This window comes from Lentibacillus sp., from assembly GCF_035301925.1.
In the GTDB taxonomy this organism is placed as follows: domain Bacteria; phylum Bacillota; class Bacilli; order Bacillales; family Amphibacillaceae; genus Lentibacillus.
In genome coordinates this window covers 1-12663 of record NZ_DATGTI010000099.1, presented here as the reverse complement: position 1 = coordinate 12663, position 12663 = coordinate 1, and the positions used below count along the sequence as shown (strand labels likewise).

General features: G+C 41.4%; 10 protein-coding genes. 6 read left to right on the top strand and 4 right to left on the bottom strand.

Translation table 11 applies throughout. The features are described from left to right. Positions 1-752, bottom strand: a 752-nt coding sequence (locus VK080_RS08705; RefSeq protein WP_324224377.1) for an aldehyde dehydrogenase family protein, incomplete at its 3' end; no start/stop codon positions are given. A 356-nt stretch (positions 753-1108) separates the two neighbouring features. Here VK080_RS08705 and VK080_RS08700 point away from each other — a divergent pair. Both VK080_RS08700 and cudC read left to right on the top strand, forming a co-directional pair. Beyond that, complete coding sequence (locus VK080_RS08700) at positions 1109-1996, top strand: glycine betaine ABC transporter substrate-binding protein (RefSeq protein ID WP_324224376.1); 888 nt, start codon at positions 1109-1111, stop codon at positions 1994-1996. Positions 1997-2299: 303 nt separating this feature from the next. Continuing rightward, complete coding sequence (gene cudC / locus VK080_RS08695; protein ID WP_324224375.1) at positions 2300-2872, top strand: choline uptake/conversion transcriptional regulator CudC; 573 nt, start codon at positions 2300-2302, stop codon at positions 2870-2872. Positions 2873-2987: 115 nt separating this feature from the next. On the opposite strand, the gene VK080_RS08690 is transcribed toward cudC, so the two are convergent. The 3 genes from VK080_RS08690 to VK080_RS08680 are packed head-to-tail and all read right to left on the bottom strand — an operon-like array spanning position 2988 to position 8708. Then, positions 2988-5936 carry a type I restriction endonuclease subunit R gene (locus VK080_RS08690; RefSeq protein ID WP_324224374.1) on the bottom strand — a complete coding sequence of 983 codons (2949 nt, stop codon included), beginning with the start codon at positions 5934-5936 and terminating at the stop codon, positions 2988-2990. Then, positions 5933-7240 carry a restriction endonuclease subunit S gene (locus VK080_RS08685; RefSeq protein WP_324224373.1) on the bottom strand — a complete coding sequence of 436 codons (1308 nt, stop codon included), beginning with the start codon at positions 7238-7240 and terminating at the stop codon, positions 5933-5935. The genes VK080_RS08690 and VK080_RS08685 overlap by 4 nt, the downstream gene beginning before the upstream one ends. Further along, positions 7230-8708, bottom strand: coding sequence for a class I SAM-dependent DNA methyltransferase (locus VK080_RS08680; protein ID WP_324224372.1), 1479 nt, complete (start codon positions 8706-8708; stop codon positions 7230-7232). The genes VK080_RS08685 and VK080_RS08680 overlap by 11 nt, the downstream gene beginning before the upstream one ends. Before the next feature lie 573 nt (positions 8709-9281). Here VK080_RS08680 and VK080_RS08675 point away from each other — a divergent pair. The 4 genes from VK080_RS08675 to VK080_RS08660 all read left to right on the top strand — a co-directional run bounded on the left by VK080_RS08675 (position 9282) and on the right by VK080_RS08660 (position 12538). After that, positions 9282-10334 carry a fatty acid desaturase gene (locus VK080_RS08675; RefSeq protein WP_324224371.1) on the top strand — a complete coding sequence of 351 codons (1053 nt, stop codon included), beginning with the start codon at positions 9282-9284 and terminating at the stop codon, positions 10332-10334. A gap of 87 nt (positions 10335-10421) precedes the next feature. Further along, entirely contained in the window at positions 10422-11558 is a 1137-nt protein-coding gene (locus VK080_RS08670; protein WP_324224370.1) for a sensor histidine kinase, read from the top strand. After that, positions 11555-12154, top strand: a complete 600-nt coding sequence (locus tag VK080_RS08665; protein WP_324224369.1) for a response regulator transcription factor — start codon at positions 11555-11557, stop codon at positions 12152-12154. Before VK080_RS08670 ends, VK080_RS08665 begins: the two co-directional genes overlap by 4 nt. A gap of 90 nt (positions 12155-12244) precedes the next feature. After that, entirely contained in the window at positions 12245-12538 is a 294-nt protein-coding gene (locus VK080_RS08660; protein WP_324224368.1) for a hypothetical protein, read from the top strand. Positions 12539-12663 lie beyond the last annotated feature (125 nt).

The window sequence follows — 12663 nt, the reverse complement described above, 5'->3', positions numbered from 1 at the left end:
GGATTTTTACCGCCTAGTTCAAGTGCGATTTTCTTCACATTGGTTGATGCAGCACGCATAATTTTCTTACCAGTTGCAATCCCGCCCGTAAAAGAAATCAAATCGACATCAGGGCTGTTTGCTAATGTTTCACCCACAGTTTCACCTGCCCCTAAAACAAGATTTACAACCCCTGCAGGAAAACCAGCTTCTTCCATTAGCTCTGTCACTTTTACTGTTGTGAGTGGTGTGATTTCACTCGGTTTCATGACGATTGTATTCCCAGCCGCAAGCGCAGGTGCAATCTTCCATGCCGCTTGCAGCAACGGATAATTCCAAGGCGTGATTTGACCGCAGACACCGACTGGCTCTCTCACAACTTTGCTTTCACTATCAGGAATCGGTGAGGCAATAAGTTCACCCCCGTCTTTATCTGCAAGCCCGGCAAAATACCGGAATACTTCAGCTATATCGCTCATATCAGTGCGACTTTCTTCCAATGTTTTACCTGTATCCCACGTTTCCAGTTCAGCGAGTTCTTCCGCATCACGCTCGATCAATTCAGCCACGCGATGCACTTTCTTTCCTTTCTCCTGGCCCGTTGTATGACGCCAATCGCCATGATCGAACGCATGCCGAGCTGCAGCAATTGCCCGCTCTGCGTCTTCTATATCGCCTTCAGATGCCGTTGCAATAATCTCTTTATTATAGGGATTCATAATATCACGCGTTTTACCAGAATTGGCCTCGATCCACTTGCCATTAATAAACATTCTTTTTAAATTCAAATAATCACTCCTTTTACTTATGTATTCATTAATAAATTTAGTTTGTTAAATTTATATTTAATTAATTGAACAAGATAAGAATATCAGTCCTTCTGATTGACTGTCAACCCTTGAATATTTACTACCTTCATTTAAACTTGTTTTTTCACAAATTTGACATCATATTATTATTTGTTAACATGTAAGATGTCTTTAATTTTATTAATTGATTAAATATGTTAAATTCATATTTAACAAAAGAGAGGTGGTTATGATGTGCCAATAAGACAGTGACCTTTTACATATCCTGGTTTTAACTTAAAACCTAATGACATTAAACTTCTGAAAGGAGAATAATTGTAATGAACGTTTTTAAAAAAGGTTCATTTACTTTATTGGTTGTTTTACTTTTATTACTTACTGCTTGTGGTGCTGAAGCCGATAATTCAAATAGTACAAATACAAATGAAGAAAAGGATCCAATCACTATTGGACAAATTAATTGGCCCGAAAATATTGCGGTTACGAACATGTGGAAAGCTATTCTGGAAGAAGCGGGTTATGATGTGGAACTCACACTTATAGAAATGGGACCTCAGATGGCTTCCTTAGCTGAAGGCGATTTAGATATCGCTCCCGAAATTTGGTTGCCAGTACAAGATAAGAGTTATTATGAAGCGTATAAAGACAGTGCTGATTTCGCAAAAAACCCTTGGTACGAGAATGGGAAAGTAGGATTAGTCGTTCCAGAATATATGGAAGATATTAATAGCATTGAAGACTTAAATGAAAATAAGGATAAATTTAATGGTGAAATAACAGGATTTGAACCTGGAGCAGGAACGATGAAGGTCACGAAAGAAGTTATCAATGACTATGATCTTGATTTTGACCTGGTTTCAAGCAGCGAGGCAGCGATGATTGCATCACTTAAGAATGCGGTGAAGCAAAAGGAACCTATCGTTGCACCCTTGTGGAAACCACATTATATTTTCTCTGAATTGGACTTGAAATTTTTGGATGATCCCAAAAAAACCTATGGTGAGGTAGAAAAAATATATATGGCAACACGAGACGGATTTGCCTCAGATTATGAAGAAGTGCATAAATGGCTGAAGAATTGGAAACTGAATGACGAGCAGCTTGGTGAATTAATGGTTTATGTTAAGGAACATGAAGACAATCCTATTGAAGGAGCGAAAAAATGGGTGAAAGAGAATCAGGATTTAGTTGAAAGCTGGATGAAATAATCGCGAGGTTAACAAGTCTAATCGTTTTGGGGAAACGTAAGAAATGGAGGCGATGCTCAGACTGAAATCGTCTCCTTTTCTGAATATATGTTTCTTTTATCCAACCCGTTCAGATGGTGAACTGCATTTCTCTAATTTTTTTCATTCGATTTTTAAGCCTAAAGTACCAAATTTGACATAGTCCTAATAATCATCATAAACTAAATAAACAATAAAATTATTATAAATAAACTTAACACAGTCTTTGATATCATAGAGATAGGGCAATTAAGTTTTTATTTTCCGGGAAAATGAGGTGTCATAATGGAAGATAATCAAAGTAGAGATAAGCGTGAAAAAAATATGGATAAAGTCACAGAAGCTGAAAATATGATGATTAACACCATAGCAGAAACGATGGACCTTTATGGCGTTACCCCCTCGGTTGGACGCTTATTTGGCATGATGTACTTTAAACATCAACCGATCACCCTGGATGAAATGAAAGAAGAATTGGGCATGAGTAAACCGAGCATGAGCACATCTGTCAGGAAGCTTCAAGATATTAATATCGTTCAAAAGGTTTGGCAAAAAGGTTCAAGAAAAGATTCATTTGTAGCTGAAAAAAATTTCTTCAACTATTTTTCTGAGTTCTTTGGTTCAAAATGGGAACGTGAAGTAAATATGTTTTTGGTCAGTATTAGAAAAGCTCAAAAGCAACTTGACGAGGTGATTAAAGATAGCGAAACAGATGAAACGTTAAGAGGAAGAGCTATCATGGATTATCAACAACTCGAAGAAGCAAAACAATATTACAATTGGCTGGATAGACTAACCAAACTCACTAAAACAGGTGAAATATTCGATTATTTACCTGTTAAGGAAAAGCAAGATTAGCACCAAAAACCAGATTTTTAATAATTGACATCGGATGGTCGACCAGTACCTAATAATGGCTTAACGCTTACTTGAAAAAGCATAGCACCTTTCACCTGATGCCATGCTTTTACATTCAATACGCTATATGCTTGTAATGCACTTCAGCGAGTTCCATCAGCTGCCGTGCGAGACTTTCAACCTGCTTTGACGGGCAATTGCTTGCGCGGAGCTGGCGTTTAATCCGTTTGCGCATTTCGCGTTTCACATCATCTTTGAATGTCCAATCGATGACTGCATTGTCCTGAATGATTTCCGTGATGATGTGCGTCAGCTCTTTGACGTTATCATCCTCATAACCTTCCAGCTCTTTTTCAAGCATCTGATAAAACGGATACTGCTCCGGTTCAAAGCCATGCTCGGCGCTTTCCTCAGCATTACTGCGCATTTTATCAATCATGTCGTGATATTCTTCCAAGAGTTCCTCAATTGTCAGCTGGCGTTCCTTGCGCTTCTTGATTAATTCTTCCAGCCGCTCTTTTAGTGACGTGTACAGTACCGGGTTTTCGTCCAGCTTCACCCGGATTTCATGTTTGATCGCATGCTCCATTTCCGCTGCCTTCGCTTCCGGTGTTTCGATTTCGTCCAGCTTCTGTTCAAACCGTTTCGATAAAATATCAATCGGTTCGACCAGCACATGTGGTGTTGTCGCATAAACATACTCTTCAATCAGCTCTTTTACCTTTTCACCACAGTCGGAAATGTCCATCCCTGTTTCCATATGATAGCGCGACTTGGCGAGTTTGCGGATTTTACCCAGCCATTTCAGATCCTCGACATAGGGTTTGGCTTTCGGATTCGGAAGCACCATATCCATGCTTTCCGAAAACTTCTTGAAGGCTGTATCGAACTCATTGCGGACATCTTCCGGCTCCAACACTTGCAGGCAGGCTTCCAGATTCTCTTTGTTGATATAGTCAAAGAAGCGCATTGCTTGACGGTGCCGAGACTCAAGCCTTGGCATCTCCTCATCAATTTCATGCATAGCGCCTTTAATATCATCCTTATGGAAAACACCCAGTGCTTCCTCCAGAAAACGGGAAACACCGTAATAATCCACAATCAGACCGTACGACTTTTTGTCATACGTCCGGTTCGTCCGGGCGATCGCCTGCAGCAGATTATGTTCTTTCAAAGGCTTATCGAGATACATGACCTGCTCAATCGGTGCGTCAAATCCGGTCAAAAGCTTGTCACAAACAATGAGAAAACTGAGGGGATCCTCGTCCATCGGCTGCTTGAATCGCTTGATAATCTGCCTTTCCTCTTGCTTCGATAAATTGTGTTCCTTCATCTCCGCATCATCATTATGGCCCTCGGAAATAACGACTTTTGATTCAAAATCACTCAGCTCATCAAGCATCTGCTTATACACAACCGCGGCTTCCCTGGAAACCGCCACGACTTGTGCCTTGAAGCCATTCGGCCTGATGTAGTTTTCATAGTGTTCGATCATATCCAACACAATCGAGCGAATCCGTTTAGGTGATGCTGTGATCGCTTCATCGGTGGCATATTTCTGCTTGATCCGTTCACGGTCTTCCTCAGAATAATCACGGAAATAACGGTCAAACAGCGCATCAATTGTTTCACCCTGCACATGCAAGTCAACCATGCGCGCTTCGTAAAAAATCGGAACCGTCGCGCCATCTTCCACGGCCTGTTCAATCGTATACTTATCAATATACGGCCCAAACGTCCGGAACGTGCTCTTGTCCTCTTTGTCGATTGGCGTTCCGGTAAATCCGATATACGTGGCATTCGGCATGGCCAGCCGCATGTTCATAGCCAGTGTGCTGTATTGCGTGCGGTGGCTTTCATCAACCATGACAATGACATTTTCAGATGTGGTGAGTTCCGGATAACGCTCTTCACCATCCGCTTCCTGGAACTTCTGGACAAGCGTCATCACCGTTGTACCAGGACCCTGCTGCAGTAATGTCTTCAGTTCGTCAACCGACTCTGCCTGCTGTGGATTGGGAAAACCACACACACGGAATGTATTGGTAATCTGACGGTCCAAATCCTGCCGGTCGGTGACAATCACAATTGTCGGGTTTTCCAGCCGTTCAATTCGGCGCAGTTTCGTTGCCAAAAAAACCATCGCCAGACTTTTCCCGGAACCCTGCGTCGCCCAGACAACACCACCGCGGTTCTTCGGTTCATCGGCATGCAAAATACGATGGACCGCCTTATTCACTGCCCGGTATTGCTGATAGCGCGTCATTTTCTTGATGATTTTACCGTCTGTCGGTTCATAAACGATAAAATTCTGAATGATATCAAATAAGCGCTCTTTCTCCAGAACACCTGTCAGCAAAATATCCTGTGCAGACGGACTGGATCCAATTTCCGCAACAGTCTTTGGATACGGATCTTTCCAGTCACTGAAGTGCTGCAGCCGTGCACCAATCGTGCCGGTTTTGGCCCGGTCGTTGCTGGTGGCAATCAAAAACTGATTGTAATAAAACAGCTGCTCATTCCCACGCTGATACCTCAGCAGCTGCTTCACACCTTCTGACATCTGCTCATCCGGCGGCAATGTCGGGCTCTTGCATTCAATCACAACGAGCGGCAGCCCATTGACAAACACCATCACATCTGGCCGAATCGTACCGAGCGCATTCGTGATGGAAAACTGGTCGACCACAAGGAATTCGTTGTTGTCAATGTTGTCAAAATCAATCAGCTTCACCGTTTGGTTTTTCCGGCCTTTTCCCAAATCCTGCTGCACCGACATCATGTTGATGAGCAGCTCATGGAATTCCTGATTCGCTTCCATGACGTTCGTGGCATCCATATGCGTCACCGAACGCGCCACTTTGTTGAGGTTATTCTCCGACAGCCACGGATTCAACCGCTTTAGTGCTTCCATAAACCGCTTGCGCAGCACCACCTCTGACTGCGTGCTTCGCTCCTCATCAATTGTAGCCCCGTTGACATGCGTATACCCAAGACGTTTTAAGTGATCAATCACTCTGGTCTCGACTAATCCTTTTTCATTCCAGTCTTGCGTGATACTCATGTCTCTATCACCTCTTCATCATCATTGATTGGGACGCGGACTTTGCCGGTTAGGAGTTGTTGCATTAGGCCTTGTTTAATAAAATTCAACTTCTTTTTTTTAACTAATTCTTTTTCAATTTTTTCATCTACGCTTACTAATAAATTAGATATTATTCGCTGTTCTTCTTTAGGTGGTACTGGAAGATAAATTTCTTTTAAATTCGCCTTAGAAATCCCATATACTGTTGCACCCGTTGCTATTCTTCTTATTTGTTTGCGTACTATAGAATTTAACAGTAAGTAACCATTAAACTCTTTTAAAAAAACATTATTTAAGTCACGAGCCACGATAGTATGCAATCCAGATATGAATACATTCAATCCAATATTTTTCACAACTACACTTTTTCCAATACCTTCAGTATCTTCAGAAGCATCTGATATAACTAAATCCCCTTCCCTCAATAAGCTACCTTCTTTTACTTTATCCTTGTCAATATCAATTCTCGGAATCCATGAATTATCTTTTTCAATATCTATAAAGTGTTTATAAGTCTTATGAATATCACCATAGTGAAGATAAAAATATCCAGAGTTTCCTAATTGTGACCGAGAGAATGATAGTCCACTGGAAATTTCAAAAACATCCCCAAACTTAATGATTTTCCAGTTTTCAGGTATATCTCCAATTGATGTTTCCTTAAACTCTTTATGACCTATTCCTTTTGTCAAAAGCTGCTGCATTAATCCTTTTTTCACTTGTTCTGTTTGGTCGATAATTTGCTCTGTTTTCTCAATCGCCTCATCGACAGAAGAAAGAATGGCCGCTATTTTTTGTTGTTCAGCTTTTGGTGGATAAGCTATAGATAATGGCTTTAAATTTTTCTGGCTTATACCTTTAGCAGTCGTCCCTGATGAAAACCTATAAAGCAGGTTTTGAAATCTTGATGACATTAAATAATATTTAAAGTAATCATTATCAATTTCATTAATTGTTTTGAAAGCTACTACTCTTTGGCTGAGTATATATCTTTGATTATCGGGAACCTGAGTAACATTGCCCAAAGGAGCTTCCATAGTCATTAAAACATCGCCTTTTTCTAATTCCTCTTTCATCCATTTTTTATAAAGAGTTTCAGAACCATAGTTAGCCTCAGAATCAGAGTCGATTTTTCCCATCTTCACATTATTAGCTGATAACGCTAAAATATCGCCATTTTCCCATTCCATTCCAAGCTTTTTTGGCGTTTTACCCCTATAATCTATTATTGAATTAACGGCCTTTTTTAAAGGTGTAGTTATCCAATTACTTTCACTCACCATACCCCAACTCCTTCAAATACCCATACATCTTATCTTCAATCTCTTCACGTTCGTTTTCCAGTTTCCGGAGTTCGGTCAGTGCTTCGTTGACATCAATCTGTTCTTCTTCTTCAGTAGTATCGATGTAACGGGCAATATTAAGGTTATAGTCATTTTCTTTAATTTCTTCCAGGTCCACAACCCGGCAATACTTTTCCTGGTCTTCCCAGGTGTCGTACGCTGAAACTATTTTCGTAATATCTTCGTCACGCAGCAGGTTCTGGTTTCTACCTTCTTCATAATCTTTGGAACCATCCAGGATGAACACTTTATTCTCTGCTGTTTTATGGCGGTTAAAAATCAAAATACTGGCAGGAATTCCCGTTCCATAAAATAAATTCGGAGGCAGTCCAATTATCGCTTCCAGCAAATCTTCTTCCAGAATGCCTTTACGAATTTTCCCTTCTGCACCACCACGGAAAAGAACCCCATGCGGCATGACAACACCAGCTTTACCTTCATGATTCAACGTGGCAATCATGTGCTGGACAAAGCCAAAGTCGCCGGCATTTTTCGGCGGAATACCAAAACGAAAACGGCCGTATTCATCACTTTCCGCTTCCTCACGTCCCCAGTTTTTCAATGAAAACGGCGGATTGGCAATCACACGATCATAAAGCAATAACTCGCCATTTTCTTCAAGCAACTTTGGCTCCCGGATGGTATCACCACGTTCAATACGATGATCACTCAAACCGTGGAGCAGTAAATTCATTTTGAGAATAGACCATGTATTCAAATTTCGCTCCTGTCCATGCAACGATAAGTTCCGCGCATCGCCGCCTTCACTTTTCACATGATCGACAGACTGAATCAGCATACCACCGGACCCGGCAGTCGGATCACAGACGCGCATGCCTTCTTCAGGCTTGATTAACTTAACGATCAATTCAACAACCTTGCTAGGCGTATAGAACTCGCCGCCCTTTTTACCCGCATCGTCAGCAAATTGCTTGATCAGATATTCATAGGCGCGCCCCAACATATCAGGCTCAGAAAGATTCGCATTGGAAAGATCAATAGAAGAAAAATGCTGAACAAGCTGCAATAATAATTTATCCGGAAGTTTATCCTTTTCATTGAAGTCAATGTTCGCCAAAACACCTTCAAGTGACGGGTTTTCTTCCTCCAGTGCTTCAAACGCCTTATTGATGCTGTTGCCAATATCTTGTGTCTGGTTTTGAATATTCGCCCACCGCGCACGTTCAGGCACAAAGAACTGATGCTCATCACGGTCATACCAGGCAAAATCATCGCCTTCTTCACGCTCAACGGCTGTCGCATGCTCCACAAACACATCATTCAAACGCTTCAAAAATAATAAACCAAAGATATAATTCTTATAATCAGAGGAGTCAATACTCCCGCGCAATATATTCGCCGATTCCCATAGGTGGGATTCTAATTCATGTAATGTCAATTTCCCCATGTTGTACTTCCTCCAAAACTAGTCGTCTAGGTATATGATATCAGAAAATGGGGGTGGGGATTATATGTTTGCAGGAGTGGTTTATAGGGTGTGCATAAATGTGTATTACAAGAAAAAATCATACCAAATTGCGGTATGCCACAGATTTTCAATATTATATTGAATTTCACTATTAAAAAATTCATAGATTAAGTATTTGGTTTTGCTCAAGGTATTCCATAATTGCCCCCGTTATGGCAGAAACAATTTACAAGCTTCTTCAAAATCTCCTCCACTTGCATTATATCTTCTTACATAAACTATTTAACCCTCTGAAAATATAAGTAATCAATTAATGTTAAAGTATCACGAAACAGTAAACGCAATTAAGTCTTTCGCTAATTGTGACACTTACACTAATTGTGACAATTGTCGTCTTTCTGAATGGGGTTATGATATCTTCAGGGCATATCCCAACATATATGACATTTGTCATGCTCAAGACTTGACGTTTATGACTTTTAAAGCTCATTAGTTTTCTCTAGCATAAAGATTAGACATATTAACGAAAGTAATTTATTGCAGGAGGAAATTATGAGTAAACAAAAACAAGCACAGTTGAAAAAAAGTGTAGCAGCTTTTGCTAAATCAGATACGAAAGCAAGCATACTGCAGCTTATCAACACGATTCCGCCTTTTTTCCTGATTTGGTTTCTGGCCTACCAAAGCTTGTCTGTCTCTATCTGGCTGACACTTCCACTCTTGGTGATTGGATCAGGGTTTGTCGTTCGGATATTTATTATTTTCCATGACTGTACACATGGATCATTTTTCAGAAATGGCAAAGCCAATCGGATTATTGGGACGATAACCGGAATCATTACGCTGTTTGCTTTTGAAAAATGGAAACGAAGTCATGCGATTCATCACGCCACAAGCAGCAACCTGGACAAACGTGGAACGGGTGATGTCTGGGTGATGACAGTTGATGAATATGTGAACGCATCTTTTTGGGGCAGGCTGGCTTACCGGCTTTACCGCAATCCGATTGTGATGTTCGGATTAGGCCCGTTCTATCTATTTCTCCTATCCAATCGTTTTAACCGAAAAGGCGCCAAACGGAAGGAACGGTTGAACACGTATGTCATCAATGCATCGGTTGCCGTCATTTACGGCCTGTTAATCTGGACCATCGGCTGGCAGGCGTTTCTCATGATCCAGCTGCCCATTATCTTTATGGCAGGTTCACTGGGAATCTGGCTGTTTTATGTGCAGCACCAGTTTGAGGATTCTTACTTCGAAAATGAAGACGAGTGGGATTTTGTCAAAGCTGCTGTTGACGGAAGCTCCTATTACAAACTGCCAAAAATTATGCAATGGCTGACGGGCAGCATTGGCTTCCATCACGTGCATCATTTAAGCCCAAGAGTGCCGAATTATCACTTGGAAAAAGCCCATGAATCGACACCGCCATTACAACAGGCCACAACGATAACGTTGGCTTCCAGCTTGAAGTCAATCCGCTTCCGACTGTATGATGAAGCGAACAAATCGTTTGTCAGTTTTAAAGAAGTTAAAGCTCTATTGCGTAAGAGGAAATATGGCATCCAGATGAATCCAGGACAATCATCCGTGCAAGATAAATAAGAATGCTATTTAAAAAAACCTTCCATCGATTGTATTGGAGGGTTTTGTTTTTTGTTATACTTAACGAAAGCAGTTAGGAGGAACAATATGCAGAAATGGTATCATATTATCCCGAAAAACACGGGGCTCAGTATTTATGCATGGATTATTTTTTGTATTCTCCCCTTTTATTTTATCTTCCGGACATTTGGAACTTTGGAAATTGTTTTCGGTATTTTAATGATATTGCTGTTTTTTACTGCCTATCGGGTATCTTTTCTGTCAAAAAATTGGACGGTCTACCTGTCAGTCGGAATTGAAATGGTCATTAGCGTCATCATGACAGTGCTTCTTGGTTATGTTTATTTCGCGTTGTTTTTGGCGTTCTACATCGGAAATATTCCGCATAAAGCTGGATTCATAACACTCTATGTTGTTCATCTTGTTACAACGATTGCCTCAGTCACGATCGGTTTTTTTACCCAAAATGAAATATTCCTATCCCAGCTGCCGTTTATTGTCTTGAGCGTTATTGGCGTTATTCTGCTGCCGCTGACGATTTATTTTCGGAACAAGCGGGAAGCATTGGAAAGCCAATTGGAAGCTGCCAATCAAAAGCTGTCCCAGTTAGATGTCCTGGAAGAGCGTCAGCGAATTGCCCGTGACTTGCATGATACACTTGGGCAAAAACTGTCTATGATTGGTCTGAAAAGTGATTTAGCAAGGAAGCTGGTGGATGTGAAACCTGATACGGCAAAAAATGAAATACATGATATCCACCAGACAGCACGAACGGCCTTAAAAGAAGTGCGTGAAATGGTGTCGAATATGAAAGGTACAAAACTGGAAGACGAAATTACCCGTATCCAGGAAATGCTTAAAGCTGCCCTGATTGATTTTCATATGGAAGGAAACCCGGAGCTTACCAATACACCTTTATTTGTTGAAAATATGCTCAGCATGTGTCTAAAAGAGGCTGTAACCAATGTCGTCAAGCATAGCGGGGCATCTTCCTGTACAATTATCATTACAACCTCAGCGGAAGAGGTGTTGATTGAAGTACAGGATAATGGAATCGGTATGATGAATAAAAAGGATACATACGCAGAAAACGGACTTCAGGGGATAAGAGAACGGCTGGAATTTGTCAATGGCAACCTGAATATTAAATCAGGCAACGGTACAACACTGACGATTCGGGTGCCAAAAGTTATTCAGCGGACAGAACAGGAGGGCTTGTTATGATACGCATCGTGATAGCAGAAGACCAGCGTATGCTGCTTGGGGCACTGGGATCATTGCTTGACCTGGAAGATGATATGGAGGTTGTCGGCAAAGCCAGAAATGGTGAAGAAGCATTATCGCTTGTGAGACAGCATCACCCGGATGTTTGCGTGATGGATATTGAAATGCCGGTAAAAAGTGGCCTTGATGCAGCAGAAAACTTGAAAGATGATTCGTGTAAAATAATTGTATTAACAACCTTTGCACGGAAAGGATATTTTGAACGCGCAAGAAAAGCTGGTGTGAGTGGTTATTTGCTCAAGGACAGTCCGAGCGAGGAATTGGCGAACGCCATCCGTACGATTATGAACGGGAACCGGATTTATGCCCCAGAGCTGGTTGATATGGCATTTGATCATGATAATCCGCTGACCGAACGGGAGGAAGAGGTGATTACGCTGATTGCTGACGGCAAAAGCACCAAAGAAATTGCCAGCCAGCTTTATCTGACAAATGGCACTGTCCGCAACTATGTCTCCGTGATTCTTGATAAGCTGGAAGTGACTAACCGCATAGAAGCCATTTCAAAAGCTAAGGAAAAAGGCTGGCTCCAGTAAGTGCTTTGGACCAAGCGCTTCCAATCCAACATGGAAGCATCGTTCGAATAAGAACAATCAAAATAAAAACCTGCGAGAGAACGCTACGCCGTGCACCCTGATAAACGCACCACCTTAATGGACAGCGGATCTGCCGAACTCTATCAAGGTATACCTGCCTATTTCAGTCTGCAATTCAAGGATGTGGATAATAGAAAATATAATAGATTGGCTTCACATGAGGGGTTAGGTTCACTTTCTCTCCTTCTGGGAACCTTCCCGGGGGTGCCTATGGATATGGTGGATGTTTTAACGCTGATGATTTCTTTCGGCATGTTAATAGCAGTAATCATGTCCGATAAAGCGAAACTTCAATCAGTGGGGGGTTCCTTCATCCCCCACTGATTGTTAGTTGAGCAGAATCGGGCATTTACTGGCGGTTTATCCCCAATTATCATGCTTTGAATTCATGCTTAGTTTTGAAGTGGGGATATTAGTGCCAGTTACATGCGGGATAAAAATAAATAACC

Bases quoted from the DNA above. Each gene is read 5' to 3' on its own strand.
- VK080_RS08670 (WP_324224370.1), top strand. From the start codon at position 10,422: ATGCAGAAATGGTATCATATTATCCCGAAAAACACGGGGCTCAGTATT.
- VK080_RS08685 (WP_324224373.1), bottom strand. From the start codon at position 7,240: ATGGTGAGTGAAAGTAATTGGATAACTACACCTTTAAAAAAGGCCGTT.
- VK080_RS08680 (WP_324224372.1), bottom strand. From the start codon at position 8,708: ATGGGGAAATTGACATTACATGAATTAGAATCCCACCTATGGGAATCG.
- VK080_RS08675 (WP_324224371.1), top strand. From the start codon at position 9,282: ATGAGTAAACAAAAACAAGCACAGTTGAAAAAAAGTGTAGCAGCTTTT.
- VK080_RS08690 (WP_324224374.1), bottom strand. From the start codon at position 5,936: ATGAGTATCACGCAAGACTGGAATGAAAAAGGATTAGTCGAGACCAGA.
- cudC (WP_324224375.1), top strand. From the start codon at position 2,300: ATGGAAGATAATCAAAGTAGAGATAAGCGTGAAAAAAATATGGATAAA.
- VK080_RS08665 (WP_324224369.1), top strand. From the start codon at position 11,555: ATGATACGCATCGTGATAGCAGAAGACCAGCGTATGCTGCTTGGGGCA.
- VK080_RS08700 (WP_324224376.1), top strand. From the start codon at position 1,109: ATGAACGTTTTTAAAAAAGGTTCATTTACTTTATTGGTTGTTTTACTT.